The sequence below is a fragment of the Streptomyces pseudoechinosporeus genome (genome assembly GCF_054783935.1).
Map to the genome: position 1 here is coordinate 18,273 of NZ_BAAGPS010000050.1, position 16,672 is coordinate 34,944.

The 16,672-nt window shown below is 70.5% G+C and carries 15 protein-coding genes; 5 read left to right on the top strand and 10 right to left on the bottom strand.

Going from position 1 to position 16,672, the window contains the following annotated elements:
* Nucleotides 1-18: 18 nt before the first annotated feature.
* Entirely contained in the window at nucleotides 19-1,053 is a 1,035-nt protein-coding gene (locus tag ACYVO6_RS34125; protein WP_461068054.1) for a GlxA family transcriptional regulator, read from the top strand.
* On the opposite strand, the gene ACYVO6_RS34130 is transcribed toward ACYVO6_RS34125, so the two are convergent.
* The 4 genes from ACYVO6_RS34130 to ACYVO6_RS34145 form a co-directional block, all read right to left on the bottom strand.
* Nucleotides 952-2,226, bottom strand: coding sequence for an MFS transporter (locus tag ACYVO6_RS34130; RefSeq protein ID WP_461068056.1), 1,275 nt, complete (start codon nucleotides 2,224-2,226; stop codon nucleotides 952-954). The genes ACYVO6_RS34125 and ACYVO6_RS34130 overlap by 102 nt on opposite strands.
* 104 nt (nucleotides 2,227-2,330) lie before the next feature.
* Nucleotides 2,331-3,380 carry a Zn-dependent alcohol dehydrogenase gene (locus ACYVO6_RS34135; protein WP_461068058.1) on the bottom strand — a complete coding sequence of 350 codons (1,050 nt, stop codon included), beginning with the start codon at nucleotides 3,378-3,380 and terminating at the stop codon, nucleotides 2,331-2,333.
* A 9-nt stretch (nucleotides 3,381-3,389) separates the two neighbouring features.
* Complete coding sequence (locus ACYVO6_RS34140) at nucleotides 3,390-4,556, bottom strand: acyl-CoA dehydrogenase family protein (RefSeq protein WP_461068060.1); 1,167 nt, start codon at nucleotides 4,554-4,556, stop codon at nucleotides 3,390-3,392.
* A 28-nt stretch (nucleotides 4,557-4,584) separates the two neighbouring features.
* On the bottom strand, nucleotides 4,585-5,499 hold the full coding sequence (locus tag ACYVO6_RS34145; protein WP_461068062.1) for an SDR family oxidoreductase: 915 nt from the start codon (nucleotides 5,497-5,499) through the stop codon (nucleotides 4,585-4,587).
* Nucleotides 5,500-5,604: 105 nt separating this feature from the next.
* On the opposite strand from ACYVO6_RS34145, the gene ACYVO6_RS34150 reads away from it, so the two are divergent.
* The gene (locus ACYVO6_RS34150; RefSeq protein WP_461068064.1) at nucleotides 5,605-6,531 is read left to right on the top strand and encodes a cyclase family protein; all 927 of its coding nucleotides are present in this window, start codon (nucleotides 5,605-5,607) and stop codon (nucleotides 6,529-6,531) included.
* 394 nt (nucleotides 6,532-6,925) lie between these two features.
* On the opposite strand, the gene ACYVO6_RS34155 is transcribed toward ACYVO6_RS34150, so the two are convergent.
* The 4 genes from ACYVO6_RS34155 to ACYVO6_RS34170 all read right to left on the bottom strand — a co-directional run bounded on the left by ACYVO6_RS34155 (nucleotide 6,926) and on the right by ACYVO6_RS34170 (nucleotide 11,213).
* Nucleotides 6,926-7,489: an ATP-binding protein gene (locus ACYVO6_RS34155; RefSeq protein ID WP_461068066.1), complete on the bottom strand. Its 564-nt coding sequence runs from the start codon at nucleotides 7,487-7,489 to the stop codon at nucleotides 6,926-6,928.
* Nucleotides 7,490-7,974: 485 nt separating this feature from the next.
* Nucleotides 7,975-8,850, bottom strand: coding sequence for an acyl-CoA dehydrogenase family protein (locus ACYVO6_RS34160; RefSeq protein ID WP_461068068.1), 876 nt, complete (start codon nucleotides 8,848-8,850; stop codon nucleotides 7,975-7,977).
* 9 nt (nucleotides 8,851-8,859) lie between these two features.
* Nucleotides 8,860-10,014, bottom strand: coding sequence for an acyl-CoA dehydrogenase (locus tag ACYVO6_RS34165; RefSeq protein ID WP_461068070.1), 1,155 nt, complete (start codon nucleotides 10,012-10,014; stop codon nucleotides 8,860-8,862).
* Nucleotides 10,014-11,213 (bottom strand): amidohydrolase family protein, encoded by a 1,200-nt coding sequence (locus tag ACYVO6_RS34170; RefSeq protein ID WP_461068072.1) that lies wholly within the window; start codon nucleotides 11,211-11,213, stop codon nucleotides 10,014-10,016. Before ACYVO6_RS34170 ends, ACYVO6_RS34165 begins: the two co-directional genes overlap by 1 nt.
* A 160-nt stretch (nucleotides 11,214-11,373) precedes the next feature.
* Between ACYVO6_RS34170 and ACYVO6_RS34175 the strand changes: the two genes are divergently transcribed.
* Entirely contained in the window at nucleotides 11,374-12,957 is a 1,584-nt protein-coding gene (locus ACYVO6_RS34175) for a class I adenylate-forming enzyme family protein (protein WP_461068074.1), read from the top strand.
* Here the strand turns inward: ACYVO6_RS34175 and ACYVO6_RS34180 are convergent.
* Both ACYVO6_RS34180 and ACYVO6_RS34185 read right to left on the bottom strand, forming a co-directional pair.
* Nucleotides 12,941-13,453 carry an EF-hand domain-containing protein gene (locus tag ACYVO6_RS34180; protein ID WP_461068076.1) on the bottom strand — a complete coding sequence of 171 codons (513 nt, stop codon included), beginning with the start codon at nucleotides 13,451-13,453 and terminating at the stop codon, nucleotides 12,941-12,943. The two genes, ACYVO6_RS34175 and ACYVO6_RS34180, sit on opposite strands and share 17 nt — an antisense overlap.
* 242 nt (nucleotides 13,454-13,695) lie before the next feature.
* A complete protein-coding gene (locus ACYVO6_RS34185; protein WP_461068078.1) occupies nucleotides 13,696-14,070 on the bottom strand; it encodes an STAS domain-containing protein in 375 nt (124 codons plus the stop codon).
* A gap of 420 nt (nucleotides 14,071-14,490) precedes the next feature.
* Between ACYVO6_RS34185 and ACYVO6_RS34190 the strand changes: the two genes are divergently transcribed.
* Nucleotides 14,491-15,072, top strand: coding sequence for a sigma-70 family RNA polymerase sigma factor (locus ACYVO6_RS34190; RefSeq protein ID WP_461068080.1), 582 nt, complete (start codon nucleotides 14,491-14,493; stop codon nucleotides 15,070-15,072).
* On the top strand, nucleotides 15,069-16,490 hold the full coding sequence (locus ACYVO6_RS34195) for a zf-HC2 domain-containing protein (RefSeq protein ID WP_461068082.1): 1,422 nt from the start codon (nucleotides 15,069-15,071) through the stop codon (nucleotides 16,488-16,490). Before ACYVO6_RS34190 ends, ACYVO6_RS34195 begins: the two co-directional genes overlap by 4 nt.
* Nucleotides 16,491-16,672: the final 182 nt, after the last annotated feature.

The following is a 16,672-nucleotide window of genomic DNA, read 5'->3' on the forward strand; positions in this document are numbered from 1 at the left end:
ATTCGTTAGGATCGGGCCATGAGTGGTTCTCAGGCTCGGCACCGCGTCGTCGTCCTCGCCATGGACGGACTCCTCCCCTTCGAACTGGGCATCCCGCAGCGGATCTTCAGCCGCGCGAGGACCGCCGAGGGACGGCAGCTGTACGAGGTCGTCACCTGCTCGATCCGGCCGCCCGGCCCCGTGGAGACGGACGCCGACTTCGCCGTGCTCGTCGAGAACGGTCCCGACGCGCTGGCCACGGCCGACACCGTCGTGATCCCCGCCTCGTACGAGCTCGGCCCGGTCTTCGAGGAAGGCGTACTCACCGACGAACTGGCCGCCGCCCTCGGCCACATCCGCCCCGGCACCCGCCTCGTCTCCATCTGCACCGGCGGATACGTCCTCGCCGCCGCCGGATACCTCGACGGCCGCCCGGCGACCACGCACTGGTTCCACGCCGAGCACTTCCAGCGGCTCTTCCCGAAGATCAAGGTCGACGCGGACGTGCTCTTCGTCGACGACGGGGACGTCCTCACTTCCGCCGGTGTCGCGGCCGGGATCGACCTGTGCATCCATCTCGTACGGCGCGATCACGGCACCGCCGTCGCCAACGACGTGGCCCGCCGCACCGTCGTACCGCCGCACCGTGACGGCGGGCAGGCGCAGTACATCCAGCGGCCGGTGCCCGAGCCGCAGGTGGCGACCACGACCGCCGCTCGCGCCTGGGCGCTGGCCCGCCTCCACGAACCGATCCAGCTGCGCGACATGGCCGAGCAGGAGTCCATGTCCGTACGCACCTTCACGCGCCGTTTCCGCGAGGAGGCCGGCGTCAGCCCCGGCCAGTGGCTCACCCAGCAGCGCGTCGAGCGCGCCCGCCACCTCCTGGAGTCCACCGACCTGTCCATCGACCAGGTGGCCCGCGACGCCGGCTTCGGCACGGCCCAGTCGATGCGGCAGCATCTCCAGGCGGCGCTAGGAGTCACTCCGACCGCTTATCGGCGGACGTTCCGCTCCTGGAGCGGCCACGGCCGGGCCGTCGGCAGCGGGAACGACCGTATCGGCAGCGGCAGTTGAGCGTACGGCGGAGACCTTCGCGAGCCTGCGCTCCCCCAGCGCACCGATCGCCGTGAGCGCCAGCGTGAGGACAACGCCCGCGAGGATCGCCGTCGACGGGGCGACGAAGTTCAGCAGGGCGCCAGCGAGGGAGCCCGTCGCCGCGTAGCCCGCGCCGGCGGCCGCGTACATCACCGAGTACCCGGCGGCCAGGGCGCTCGGCGGGAGCGCCTCGCCCAGGGAGAGGTTGCGGGTGACCATCGCGCCGGCCTGGAGGACTCCGGCGAGGGCGAGCGCGGCGGCGATCCACGCCGTGTCGGGTATGAGGGCGACCAGCGTCACGCACGCCGAGACGCCGCACATCAGCACCACGCTCCGGGTGCGCAACTGGCCCGGCCAGGAGCGCAGCCCATACAGGAACGCGCCCGCCCCGGAGGCCAGCGCGAACCCGGTGAGCAGCGGTCCCGACCAGCCGACGCCCGTGCCGCGCTGCTCCAGGAGGGCGGGCAGCATGAGTTCGGCCAGGCCGAGGATGCACAGAGAGGCCGCGCCCGTCACGTACACCGGCCAGGCCCGGGCCAGGATGCGGAGCATCGACGTGCCGTCGCCCTCCGCCTCGTCCGCGTCCCAGCCCGCAGGCAGCAGCCACAGGCCCGCTACGGACGAACCCATGAGGACAGCGGCGAGCAGCAGCGGGACCCAGGGGGCGACACCGAGCGCGAGACCGGTGACCGCGGCCGGGGACACCGCCCATATGCCGGACACCAGCATCGACTCGGTGGACAGCGCCTGGGCGACGGCCCGCTTCGGGACGATGCCGGTCAGCAGGGCCCGCAGGCCTCCTGTGGCCGCGGCGGGGGCGGCGCCTGCGAGGAAGGCGAACGCGGCGAGTATCAACGGGTGCGCGTGCGGGAGTACGCCCAGTCCGGCGAAGCCGACCGCTCCGCACGCCAGGCCCGCGGCGAGCTGGGGGCGGGCCCGCTCGGGACGCGTCCGCATGCCCAGCAGCGGGGCGCCCACGATCTCACCGACCACATACGCCGCCGCCAGCGCCGCTCCCAGCGTGTAGCCACCCGGGCGCTCGCGGACCAGGAAGACCACCGCGAGTGGGGCCATGGCGACCGGCATCCGGGCACCGATGGATACGACGGCCCAGGCCAGGACCTGTTTGGAGGCGACATCGCGGTAGGTCATACGAGGACCGTAGGCGACGGGACTGACAGTGCCCCAGGGGATTTCCGGGCCTGTGGAAAACGTCGAACCCGCCCGCAACTCAGGGCATCAACCAAGCCCCGCCGTCAGAACGTCAGCACCCCCCGCGCCACCCGCCCCGCCTCAGCGTCCGCCTTCGCCTTCTCGAAGTCCTCCACCGGATACGTCTCCGTCACCAACTCGTCCAGCAGCAGGCGCCCTTCGCGGTACAGCTGGGCGTACAGGGCGATGTCCCGCTGCGGCCGCGAGGACCCATACCGGCAGCCCAGGATCGACTTGTCCAGGTACATCGACGAGACGCGGAAGGACGCCTCCGCGGTCGCCGGCGGGACGCCCAGCAGGACCGCCTGGCCGTGGCGGTCGAGCAGGTCGATGGCCTGGCGGATGAGTTCGACTCGGCCCACGCACTCGAAGGCGTGGTCCGCGCCCGTCGGGAGGATGTCCCGGGCGCCCTCCGTCGACGTCAGGAAGTGCGTCGCGCCGAACTGCCTCGCCGCCGCCTCCTTCGCCGGGTTCGCGTCCACAGCGACGATCGTCGACGCGCCCGCGATCCGCGCCCCCTGGATGACGTTCAGCCCGATCCCGCCCGTACCGATCACCACCACGCTGTCGCCGTGGTCCACGCGCGCGCGGTTCAGCACCGCGCCCACGCCCGTGAGCACCCCGCAGCCGATCAGCGCGGCGGAGGACAGCGGGATGTCCTCGGGGATGCGGACCGCCTGGACGGCCTTCACCAACGTGCGTTCCGCGAAGGCCGAGTTGGACGCGAACTGGTACACCGGCCGGCCGTCCCTCGAGAACGGCTGCCCCGGCCGCCCGATCGCCTTGCGGCACATCGTCGGCCGCCCCCGGTCGCACTCCGCGCAGGCACCGCAGTTCGCGAGCGTGGAGAGCGACACATGGTCTCCGGGCCGGACATGGGTGACGCCCGCGCCCACCGCCTCGACCACACCCGCGCCCTCATGCCCGAGCACCACGGGAACGGGGAACGGAATGGTCCCGTCCACCACCGAGAGGTCGCTGTGGCACAGCCCCGCCGCCGAGATCGCCACCAGCACCTCGCCCGGCCCCACGTCCCGTATCTCCAGGTCGTCGACGACCTGGGCCTGCTTCCCGTCGAAGATCACGCCCCGCATTTGGCCACCTCAGCCCTTCGGTTCCCTCGGCAGGCCGAGCACCCGCTCGGCGATGATCGTGCGCTGGATCTCGTCCGAGCCGCCGTAGATGGTGTCGGCCCGGCTGAACAGGAACAGGTGTTGCAGGGTGTCCAGTTCGTACGGCTCTGAAGGCGCCCAGTCCACCGGACCGACTGTCGCCTCCGCGCCCCGCACCTGCATCGCCAGCTCCCCGAGCCGCTGATGCCAGCGACCCCACAGCAACTTGGCGATACTGGGAGCCCCCGCGTCCCCGGGTGCCTCCGGCTCCGAACCGCCCCAACTGCCCAGCGTCCGCAACGCATTCCATCGCATCGTCCGCAGCTCGGCCCACTGCCGCACAAGACGATCACGTACGACGGGATCGTCCGCCGCCCCCGTGGCGACGGCCGTCTCCAGAACCCGCCCCAACTCCTGTGCGAAGCCCACCTGCTGGGCCAGCGTCGAGACCCCCCGCTCAAATCCGAGCAGCCCCATCGCGACCCGCCACCCCTGCCCCTCACCCCCGACAACGTGCTCCACGCGCGCGTGCGCCCCGTCGAAGAAGACCTCGTTGAACTCGCTGGTCCCCGTCATCTGCCGGATCGGCCGCACCTCGATCCGCCCCGGCTGATCCATCGGAACCAGCAGAAAGCTCAGCCCGTGGTGCCGCCGCGACCCCGGCTCGGTACGGGCCAGCACGAAGCACCAGTCCGCCTCATGGGCGAGGGAGGTCCAGATCTTCTGGCCGGTCACCCGGTAGGAAGTCCCGTCGCGTACGGCCGTTGTACGTACGCCTGCGAGATCCGAGCCCGCCCCCGGCTCGCTGTATCCCTGGCACCACAGCTCCTCACCCCGGGCGACCGGCGGCAGGAAACGGTCCTTCTGCTCCTGAGAACCATGCGCGAGGAGCGTCGGGGCCAGCAGGTTCTCCCCGACGTGCCCCGACCGGGCGGGGGCGCGGGAGCGGACGTACTCCTCGGCCCAGACGACCTGTTGGATGAGACTCGCGGTGCGGTTCCCGTATCCGCCGACGCCCCATCCGAGCCCGATCCACCCGCCCCGCCCGAGCTCCCGCTCCCACTCCCGCCGGGGCGGGTCGCCGGCAAGGTGCGTACGCAGCCAGGCTCGTACCTCACTCCGGAAGGCCTCGTCCTCGGCGCCGAACCCGAACTCCATAGTCCCCAACCCTCTTAGGTGTTGCCTCTTATGCGTTCGGCCGCGCCTTCTTCGAAGCCGCCCGGGCCATCGCCTCCAACTGCTCCAGCATCGGCATCGGATCCACCCCCACCGTCCCCGGCAGAAAGTCCGCGATCCGCTCCGGAGTCCAGCCCGCGCCCTCCGCGTACGCCGCCCGCAGCTCCCTCGGCTGCGCCCACACCGCGATCTTGGGCCCGGCGATCGTGTAGACCTGCCCGGTGATCCCTTCGTCGCGGGCACGGGCCGACAGCAGGTAGACGACCAGTGCGGCAACGTCCTCGGGTTCGCCGATCTCCTTGAGCTCCATGGGTACGTTCGCCGACATCCGCGTACGGGCGACGGGTGCCACGGCGTTGGCGGTCACTCCGTACTTGTGCAGGCCGAGCGCGGCGCTCCGTACCAGCGAGATGATCCCGCCCTTCGCGGCGCTGTAGTTGGCCTGGGAGACGGACCCCTGGTGGTTGCCGCTGGTGAAGCCGATCAGCGTGCCCGAGCCCTGCTTCCGCATCACCGCCGAGGCCGCCCGGAAGACCGTGAAGGTGCCCTTCAGGTGTGTGGCGAGGACCGGGTCCCACTCCTCCTCGGACATGTTGAACAGCATCCGTTCGCGCAGGATCCCGGCCACGCACACGACTCCGTCGAGCCGCCCGTACGACGACAGCGCGGTGTCGACGACGCGCTGTCCGCCCGCCATCGTCGAGATGTCGTCGGCGACGGCGACCGCGTCACCTCCGGCCGCCAGGATCTCCTTCACCACGGCATCGGCGATGTCGCTGGTCGGTGAACCGCCGTCCACGGAGACTCCGTAGTCGTTGACGACGACCCGCGCTCCCTCGGCGGCTGCCGCGAGCGCGACGGCGCGTCCGATGCCCCGCCCCGCTCCGGTCACGGCGACGACCTTGTCTGCCAAGAAGTTCCCCACACCGGCCCCTTCCCGTCCCAGAGTTTCTGACGGACCGTTAGATTCAGAATTCAGTGAGATTCTACGACCCGTCAGATACCTAGAGACAAGCCCCGGGGAGGACCCATGTCACTGCCGGCCGAGTTCCATGAGATCGCCAAGCGCGTGAACAACTGGGGCCGTTGGGGTACCGACGACGAGATCGGCACGCTGAACCTGATCACCGACGAGGTCGTACGCGAGGCCGCCGCGACCGTCCGCACCGGCCGCCGCGTCCCGCTCGCTCTCCCGCTCCAGCAGGACGGCGTGCAGACCGGGATGATCCCGGGGCGCGTCAACCCCCTGCATGCCATGGTGCAGATCAACCAGGAGATCTTCGGTCCGGGCACGGTGGCGTGCAGCGACGACGCCGTGACGATGGGGCTCCAGGCGGCGACCCACTGGGACGCGCTCACCCATGTCTCGCACTCGGGGAAGATCTACAACGGCCGCCCGGCCGACACCGTCACGGCCCACGCCGGCGCGGAGTTCAGCGGTATCGACAAGCCCCGGCACATCGTCTCGCGCGGCGTCCTGCTGGACGTGGCTCGCGCGCGCGGGACGGATCGCCTGGCGGGCGATCACGCGGTGACACCGGAGGACCTGGAGGCGGCCGAGGAGTTCGCGGGCACCCGGGTCCGCTCCGGCGACATCGTCCTCGTACGCACCGGCCAGATCCAGCTCTATCTGGCGGGCGACAAGCACGCGTACGCGTACCCCTCGCCCGGACTGTCCGTCCGTACTCCGGAGTGGTTTCACGCGCGCGATGTCGCGGCGGTCACGAACGACACCATCACCTTTGAGATGTTTCCGCCGGAAATAGAAGGGTTGTGGTTGCCCGTCCATGCCCTCGATCTCGTCGAGATGGGCATGCTTCAGGGCCAGAACTGGAATCTCGAAGAGTTGTCCACAGCCTGTGGACAAGAATCCCGCTATACGTTCCTGCTGTCGGCGATGCCCGAACCGTTCGTCGGCGGCACGGGAACCCCTGTGGCGCCGGTCGCCATCCTCTGAGTCCGCACCGATGTCACACTGATCCGATGTCGCGTCGATCGGCTGGCGGCGCGCTCCGCTGCCCCGAGCACGGCACTGCGCGCCGCCATCCGGCTCCGGCGCACCCGCCCTGCCCCTCGGACGACCCCCGCACGAGCGAGGACACCCCGTGGCCCTGTAGGAGCCGACGCCGAATCACGACCCGCACTCGTCGAGGGCTCCCCGTCACCGAAACCCTCGTCGTCCCCTCACGGCGAATCGCTGTCCACAAGCGTGATCAAACGGACACGTCACGTCAACACCTGCTCGGGGATTCATCACTTACGACCGTTTTGTGAGCCCACGCACGGAAGCATTGACCGGCGCACTCGGCCTCACCGTCCATCCGGATCCCGGATGACATGCCTTCCGTGCGCTAGACCGCCTCGTACGCCAGGTCCTCGTACGCCGTCGCGCCACCCCGGTACGCCGCCGCGCCGCCCTCGTACGCCGTCGGAGCCGCGTCGGACGTCGCCGTGTCCGCGCTACAGTGCGAACTGCGGTCCACCTCGCACCAGATGCGCTTGCCGGCACCCTCGGGGCTCCAGCCCCAGCGGTCGGCGAGGCCGTCGACGAGCGCCAGGCCGCGGCCGTTGGTCTCGTCGCCGTCCGCGCACCGGGGGCGCGGTGGGCGGGCGCTGGTGTCGGCCACCTCCAGGCGGACGGTGACGGCGGCCTCTCTGTCGGCCTCTCCCGAAGTGCCCTCCTCCGTCGCCGCGTCGCCCGCCGCACCCGGCAGTGACAGACGCAGTACGGCCGGACGGCCGGTGTGCACCACGGCGTTGGTGACCAGTTCGGAGACGAGCAGGATCAGCGTCTCGGCCAGCGGCTCATCGGCTCCTATACCGGACCCGGCGATCCGCGAACGGACCCATCTGCGGGCACGTCCCACCTCTGCGGGGTCGGGCCCGATCTCCAACTGCACTTGAAGCACCTGCACCGTTCACACCATCCGAACCGGCGGACACATCGCCTCGCGGCCAAGGGCCACGATCATGGGCAAAACAGGGGTCACGGATCGTGATTCCCTTGCGTGACAGCATGGTTGACGTACAGTCACCCCAACAAGCGCTTCGGGCATATTCCAGCGCGAAGGAGTATGCGTACGGCATACTGTGCGACGCTCGCCGTGGGGGGCCGAACGGGCTGGACCGGGACTTGATCCCGCCCTGCGAGGGCGGCGCATCGCCGGGTCCGGAGCCGCCTCAGGGGCAACACCGGGATGGCTCGGCCTCAGAACCACTCGCATCCCACACAAGGTACCGGAGCACGCCGCCGACTCCAGGCCGTGACGGATCACACCTCGGACACAACCCGGTATCGACGCACGGTAATTCCGGTATGCCACATTCCGCGGCATCAGTCCGTTTCGGGATGCCACGATCGGCGACAAAGGACTCGCGCGGAGGCCGTTCAAGAGCTCGCCTAACGCGCCGCCGAGGACAGCAGATCCTCGGCGAGTGCCTCCTCTGCGTCCGCCGCGCTGTGGCCTCGCCGGGCCCGCACCCAGGCCCGTTTCAGATGAAGGTGCACGTCGGACTCCCATGTGAAGCCCATGCCGCCGTGCACCTGGAGGCAGTCGCGGGCGCCCTGTTCGGCCGCCTCGTCGGCGAGCAGTCCGGCTGCCACGATGTCGAGCGGGTCAGCCGTGACGGCGGCCGCGTACACCGCGCCGCGTGCCACCTCCACGCGTACCAGCATCTCCGCGCACAAATGCTTGACCGCCTGGAAGGCCCCGATCGGCTGCCCGAACTGCTCGCGCGTCCGGGCGTGTTGCACGGCCAGCTCGCAGGTGCGGGCTGCCGAGCCGAGCTGCTCGGCGGCCGTGAGCAGGGCGGCCACGGGGTCGGCCGGGGCGGCCCGCGGCACCCTGTGGAGGGGTGTCAGCGGGTCCGTCGAGCGCATCGCGACGGCTCCCGTCACGTCCCCGCGTACGACGTCCGCCTCGTCCAGCCACTCCACGAGGGTGCCGTCCACGGCCGCGACGACCCGCTCGCCGGTGGCGGCTCCGGGGACCTCGCCGGCCGCCAGGTGCGTGGCCACCAGAGGGCCGGGCAGCAGGGCGCGGCCCGCCTCCTCGAAGGCCAGGACCGCCTCGGGGAGCCCGAGTCCGACACCGCCGTCCGCCTCGGGGAGCCGCAGCGCGAAGAAGCCCGCCTCGCCCAGCTCGCGCCACAGGGCGCGGTCGAGGCCCGGGGTGTCCACCGCGGCCCGGAGCTGTTCGCGTCCGAAGCGGCCGGTGAGCAGTTCGCGTACGCCTGCCCGCAACGCCCTCTGGTCCTCGGCGAGTTGGAAGTCCATGTCGCCAGGTCACCGCCCCTTCGGGAGGCCCAGGATCCGCTCGGCCACGATGTTCCGCTGGATCTGTGAGGTGCCGGCCGCGATGGTGTACGAGAGGGACGACAGCCGGTCCAGGGTCCACTCGTGGGACAGGTCCAGCGATTCCGGGCCGAGGACCTCGGCGGCGGCGTCGTACAGCTTCTGCCGCGCGTGCGAGTACCTCAGTTTGAAAACCGAACCGCCTATGCCCGGGACCCCACCGGTCCGTTCGGACTCGCTGACGTTCCACTGCGTGAGCCGCCACAGGGCGCGGAACTCGGCGTTCAGCCGACCGAGCCGGCGTCGGAGTGCCGGGTCGCCCCAGCGGCCGTTCTTCCGTGCCTCGCGGGCCAGTTCGCCGAGGACGCGACGGCAGGCCACGACCTCGCCGACGAAGGCCGTGCCGCGTTCGAAGGAGAGAGTCACCATGGTCACGCGCCAGCCGTCGTTCTCGGGGCCGACCCGGTTGGCCACCGGCACCCGCACCTCGTCGAGGAAGACCTCCGCGAACTCGGTGGAGCCCGCGAGCGTACGCAAGGGGCGGACCGTGATCCCCGGAGCGTCCATCGGCATCGCGAGCCAGGAGATGCCCCGGTGTTTCGGCGCCTGAGGATCCGTACGCACCAGCAGCTCGCACCAGTCGGCGACTTCCGCATGGGAAGTCCAAATTTTGGACCCACTCACTACGTAGTCGTCGCCGTCCCGCCACGCGCGCGTGCGCAACGCCGCGAGGTCCGAGCCGGCGTCCGGCTCGCTGAACCCCTGGCACCACACCTCCTCGCCGCGCAGCACGGGCGGCAGCCAGCGCGCCCGCTGTTCGTCGGTGCCCTCGGCCGCGATCGTCGGCCCGGCGTGCAGCAGACCGACGAAATTGGCCCCTACGTAGGGGGCGCCCGCCTTTTCCGTCTCCTCCAGGAAGATCAGATGCTGCGTCGGGGTGGCTCCCTGGCCTCCCGCGTCGACGGGCCAGTGCAGGCCCGCGTACCCGGCGTCGTACAGCATCCGCTGCCAGCCGAGGTCGTACGCGCGCCGGGCCGGCCAGTCGTCGGGGGACGGCTTCGGGGGCAGCGTGGGGAGCACCTTGCCCAGCCACTCACGCAGCCGCGCCCGGAACTCCTCCTCTTCGGGCGTGTAAGCGAGATCCATTACTTGGCGCGGTCCAAGTCAAGGCCCAGCATGCGGATCGCGTTGCCGCGCATCAGCTTGTAGACCGTCTCGTCGTCGAGGCCCTTCACATGGTCGAGGGCGACCTCCTTGGTGTGCGGGAAGGTCGAGTCGACGTGCGGGTAGTCGGTCTCGAAGGTCGCGTTGTCGCGGCCGACCACGTCCAGCGAGGCGACGCCGTGCTTGTCGCGGAAGAAGCAGCAGAAGATCTGCCGGTAGTAGTACGTCGACGGGGGCTCGGGGATCAGGTCGCGCACCCCGCCCCAGGCGCGGTGCTCCTCCCAGACGTCGTCGGCACGCTCCAGGGCGTACGGAATCCAGCCCATCTGCCCTTCGGAGTAGGCGAGTTTGAGCTGCGGGAACTTCACCAGGACGCCGCTGAACAGGAAGTCCATCATCGAGGCCATCGCATTGTTGAAGCTGAGCGAGGCCTGGACGGCGGGGGGCGCGTCCGGGGAGGCGGCGGGCATCTGGGAGCTGGAGCCGATGTGCATGTTGACGACCGTTCCGGTCTCCTGGCAGATCGCGAAGAACGGGTCCCAGTAGCCGGAGTGGATGGACGGCAGCCCCAGGTAGGTGGGGATCTCGGAGAAGGTCACCGCCTTGACGCCGCGCGCCGCGTTCCGCTTGATCTCGGCGACCGCGAGGTCGATGTCCCACAGGGGGATGATGCACAGCGGGATGAGCCGGCCGCCGCTGTCGCCGCACCACTCCTCGACCATGAAGTCGTTGTACGCGCGCACACAGGCCAGGGCCACTTCCTTGTCGTGCGCCTCGGCGAAGGTCTGCCCGCAGAAGCGCGGGAAGGTCGGGAAGCACAGGCTGGCCTCGACGTGGTTGGCCTCCATGTCCTTGAGGCGCTCGACCGGGTCCCAGCAGCCCGGCCGCATCTCCGCGCGCGTGATGCCCTCCAGCGTCATCTCATCGCGGTCGAAGCCGACGGCGGCGATGTTGCGCTTGTACGGGAACTTGAGGTCCTCGTAGATCCACCAGTCGGTCGGCGGTCCTTCCGGGTCCATCGTGATCTGGTACTTGCCGCCCACGTACGCGAGCTCCCCGATGCCCGCGGTCAGCGGCTTGGGCCCGCGGTCCTGGTACTTCTTCGGCAGCCAGGTCTCGAAGAGGTGTGCGGGCTCGATCACGTGGTCGTCGACGCTGATGATCCGAGGCAGTTCGGTCATGGGTCCAGTCCCCTCCGGCGGGCGGATGCGACAGCCCGTATCTGATGGGGCGTCAGAAAGAAGGCTAGCTCCGCACCTCTGGACCGACAAGGCGGCGCGGCCTACGCTCCTGCGTACGATCTGACTAGTCGTCAGTTTTAGGCCTCTTGGGGGAGCCGTCGTGACTGCTGATACCGCGCATGCCCTCGGTACCTCGCGCACCTTCTGGGAGCTCGTCGAGCGTCGTGCCGCGCTCACACCCGGCCGTCCCGTCCTCCTCCAGGACGACCGCACCCTGACTTTCGAGGAGCTGCGTTCGGGGGCGGAGAGGGCCGCTGCGGGTCTGTACGGCCTGGGGGTGCGCCCGGGCTCGGTCGTCGCCTGGCAGCTGCCCACGCGGATCGAGACGGTGCTGCTGGCGATGGCCCTGGCGCGGCTCGGGGCCGTGCAGTCTCCGGTCATCCCGTTCTACCGGGACCGTGAAGTCGCCTTCGCGCTCCAGGAGTCGCAGGCCGCGCACTTCGCCGTGCCGGGCGAGTGGCGCGGCTTCGACCACACGGAGATGGCGCACCGCATCGGGGCGCGGGGCGTCTTCGAGGCGTACGAGACGCTGCCCGACGGCGATCCTGCCGTACTGCCTCCGCCACCCTCCGTCGGCACGGACGTGCGCTGGATCTACTGGACCTCGGGCACGACCTCCGACCCCAAGGGCGTGCTGCACACGGACCGTTCGCTGATCGCGGGCGGGTCGTGTCTCGCGCACGCGCTGCATCTGTCGGCCGAAGACGTCGGCTCGATCGCGTTCCCCTTCGCGCACATCGGCGGCCCGGACTATCTGGTGATGCTGCTGCTGTACGGGTTCCCGGCGGTGCTCTTCGAGAAGTTCGCGCTGCCGGAGTCACTGGAGGGGTATCGCAAGCACGGGGTGACGGTGGCGGGCGGGTCGACGGCGTTCTACTCGATGTTCCTCGCCGAGCAGCGCAAGCAGCCCGGCACTCCGGTCATCCCGACGCTGCGGCTGCTCGCGGGCGGTGGAGCGCCGAAGCCGCCCGAGGTGCACCACGCCGTCGTACGCGAGATGGGGGTCCAGCTCACGCACGGGTACGGCATGACCGAGGTGCCGATGATCACGATGGGGTCGCCGGACGACACCCCCGAGGACCTCGCGACGACCGAGGGGCGGCCTCCTGAGGGCATGGAGATACGGATCGTGGACGGCGAGGTGCGGCTGCGCGGGGAAGCCGTCTGCCAGGGCTACCTGGACGCGGCGCAGACCGCCGAGGCCTTCGACGAGGACGGTTTTCTGATCACTGGGGACCTCGGGCATCTCACGGAGAGCGGCCATCTGGTCCTCACCGGGCGCCTGAAGGACGTCATCATCCGCAAGGGCGAGAACATCTCGGCCAAGGAGATCGAGGATCTGCTGCACCGGCATCCGGACGTCGGCGACGCCGCGGTGATCGGGCTGCCGGACGCCGAGCGCGGGGAACGGGTCTGCGCGGTGGTCGAACAGCCGCCGGGGGCTTCGGCGTTGACACTGGAGACGGTGACTTCGTATCTCCGCGCGGAAGGGCTGTCCGTGCACAAGCTGCCGGAGCAGCTGGAGGTGGTGGACGCCCTTCCGCGCAACGAGACGCTGCGGAAGGTCCTCAAGTACAAGCTGAGGGAGCGTTTTTCGGGCTCTACAGGGGACGCGTCTTCTCCAGGGACCGCATCAGGGCGTACGGCCTCTACGGAGGCGACGAAAGCTACTCCGGCACCGTGAAGTAGCGGGCGAAGGCGGTCACGACCTCCGGCTCGGTGATGCGGCCGTCGGTGTCCGTGTCGAGTGCGCCGGCCGCGGTGGCGGCGATGTCCTCGGGTACGCCGAGGACCTTGAGAACGCGCGCCGTCTCGTCGACGGTCATCGCGCCGTCCTGGTCGCTGTCGGCCACGGCGAGTACCGCGTCCAGGAACGGGCGGGCGATCTCGGCGAACCGGTCCGGGTTGTCGCGCAGCCGCTTGACGGCGCCGTTCACGAACTCCTCGCGGGTGATCCGCTGGTCACCGTCCCGGTCCGCGATCCCGGCCATGCCCTGCCAGAAGGCCTCCGCGCCGACATAGAGGGCCTGTCCTCTCTCGGACCGGGCCGTCGTATCGAACTCGGCGAGCAGCGCCTTGGCCGCCGCGCTGAAGTCCTCGCGGTCTATATAGCCGTTGCCGTCCTGGTCGAAGGTGGCGAACCGGGCGGCGATCCGTCGCTCGTACTCGGTGCTGACCATGTCTTTTCAGGCCGCCTTACACATCAGATGGGGTGCGTCTGGCAGGGAGCGTACGACGCCGGGGGCTCCCGAGGAGCGGAAAACGACGCTTGTACCAAGACCGGGGTAATTCCGCGACAACGGCGTCGCGATGTCTCAAGGGCGATCAACGTTGGCGCGTGACAGAGATCACGCCGACAGGAACCGACCGGAGTGGATGGGTCCGGCAGGGATCGGCCCTGAGGGAATCGTTCCGAAGGGGTTCACGCCGACAGTGGGCTCGACTCGTCGTCCACGGCCGCGCCGACGTCCGGGTAGACGTCGAAGAGGCGGCGGACGCCGAGAGCGCCGAGGACGCGGTTGACGTGCGAGCCGTCCACAGCTCCCTGGGCGGGGAGGATGAGGCGGAGGCGGCCCTGGCAGGAGCGGATCAGCCGGCGGGTGGCTATGAGCACGCCGACGCCGCTGGAGTCGCAGAACAGCACTCCGGAGAGGTCGAGTACGAGGCTGCGTCGGCCGTCGGCCACGGCGTCGTGCACCCGCTGGCGCAGTACCGGTGACGTCACCAGATCCATCTCGCCCGACACCTGGAGCACGGCCCAGCCGCCCTGCTCGCCGTCGGTCACCCTGAGCGTCACGCGCCTGCCTCTCCCTCGACGATGCTGATCTCCCCTTGAGCCCGGACCGAGCCCCAAAAGGTCCCGATAGGTCCGCGAAGACCTGGGAAGGGAAGCGGAAGCGGTTCCTACATTTCCCTGGGTGCGCGGCTGCCCCGCCCTCGCTCCGCGAAACTCTCGGATCCCGAAACGAATTGCGTCCCGGGCGCCCTGTTTCGGTCGTACTCGGTCTACTTCGATCCTGTCTGATCAGACCGAGAAAGGGTAGGCGCATGCACAGCGTGAGGAGGTCACTACCATCCGCGGCCCTCCCAGGGGCGCGCATTGCGGCAAAGGGGCGTGCGCTGCCAGGGGCGCCGACTACATTCGAGAGTATGCCGGAGACAAGAATCCGGTGAACAAGGGACAGGTGCCGGGCACGACCGGGGGTGAGGGGGCCGCATGGCCGACAGGGACGCGCCGCCCCGCTGGGACCGCAAGATGCAGCAGCGGCTCGCACGGGGAGAGGCTGCCGCGCTCGGCGAGCTTTACGACCGCTTCTCTTCACTTGTGCACGCACTTGCCCATCGCGTACTCAATGACGAACAGGCCGCCGACAGCATCACCCGCGAGGTCTTCACCCACGTCTGGGAGGACCCGGAGGCGTACGACCCCAGGCAGGGCCCCCTCCGCTCCTGGATCGCCACGCTGACCCACCGCCTCGCCGTGCAGCGCCTGCGCCAGACCGAGACCGCCGCCCTCGCCCGGGGCGGCGGTGGCAGCACGGAGGAGTTGGAGCGCAAGGTGCGCCGCGCCTCGGTGGCCGCCCGCGCCGACTACATCGTCACGGCCATGCCCGCCCCGCTGCGCGCGGCTCTGGACCTGGCGTACGTCCAGCGCCGCGACTACCGCCAGGCCGCCGCCGACCTGAACGTCACCGAGGACGAGGCCCGCCGCCGGCTGCGTCTCGGCCTCCAGTTGCTGGCCACCGCCCACGACAGCGGACCGTCCGGGGCCCCGCCCGAACACGGGGGTGGACGGTGAACGACGCGGACCACTTCGGGGCGCACGACGGCGACGAGAAGGACGACGCCCACGACGCGCCCGGGGAGAAAGCGAAATCGGAGGAGGAGCACCACGGCCCTGTGGGTGCCCAGGGCAACGGCCCACCCGGCCGGGACGGTGGGGATGGCCGGGACGGCGGGGACTTCGGGAACGGACCGCAGGGACCGGGCGACGCCAAGGGCCCCGGCAGCGGTCAGAAACCCGACGGGCCGCCGCGCATCCCCATGCCCCGTTCCTCCGTGGAGGACACCGGGCTGCCGCTGCCCGATCCGCCGCCGACGCCGCTCCTGCTCGAACACCGGGTGCTGAAGTCACTGCTCGGCGCCTGGGCGCTGGCCGCGTGCTCGCCGCAGGAGACGGCGGCCGTGGAGGAGCACCTCGGCGTCTGCGGAGCCTGCGCGGACGAGGCGCTGCGGCTGCGCGAGGCCGTCGGGCTGCTGCACAAGCCGGAGAGCCTCGACCTGGATCCGACGCTGCGCACCCGGGTCCTCGAGGTCTGCCTCGGCCGGCGCCCGCCCCGTATCCCGGTGCCCGAGTGGGCGGCCCCGTACGACGCGGAGGCCGCCCGGCTCGACGCGCTGCTCCAGGACTTCGGCGACGCCGAGTGGCACGCGCCCGTACGGCTGCACTGGTTCGAGGGCGACAAGCCCACGAACCGGCGTACGACCGTCGCCAAGGTCATCGCCCACCTGCTGGCCGTCGACGGCTTCGTCGCCCTCGCCCTCGGCCTCGACGACCCGCTCGGCGACATCACCGCCCCCGCGCAGAACCCGGCGGGCCGCACCGAGGCCTTCTGGCACGCGGCACACTTCCCGCACACCCGTTCCGTACGCGGACCGTGGCGCGAGCAGAGCCACGACCTCGTGCGTACGGTGTCGTTCGCGGCCGGAGGTTCCGGGCAACTGTCCGTGCCGTACGGCGACTTCGAGCTGCCGCTGCGGGACGCGATGCTGGACCGGGCCTTCGAGTGCTGGGTGCACGCGTGGGACATCGCGGAGGCCGTGGACTATCCGTACGAGCCGCTCGCCCCGCGGCAGTTGCACCGCATGATCGACCTCGGGGCACGCATGCTGCCTGGGGCGCTGGCCGCCCGCCGGCGGGCGGGGCTCGCCAGGCCCGGCCGCGCGCGGCATCTCGTCCCGGCCGGTGCGCCGGGCCGCAGCCTGCGTCTGGAGATCGAGGGTTCCGGCGGCGGCGAGTGGCTCATCCCGCTCGACTCCCCCGGCGCGCTTCCCTCCGCCGACCACGAAGTGGCCCATGTGGCGCTCGACGGGGTCGAGTTCTGCCGTCTGGCGGCCGGCCACGTCTCGCCCGAGGAGGCGGCGGCCGGGCAGAACGGGGACCGGGCGGCGATCAGGGACGTACTGTTCGCGGCGGCTTCGATGAGCCGGATGTAGGGCGCGTACGCCCAATGGTCAGGCCTCAGGTCGCTTCTGAAGCGCGCTGAGCGGACTTACCGAAGTCCGGTGCTATCGCGCCCCGTAAGGGGCGCGGGGCTGTATCGATTTGCGGCTCCGCCGCGATGGGGGTCCCCGCTCGAGCGAAGCCGAGAGTGGGGAGGAGCCGAGAATGGGGGAGC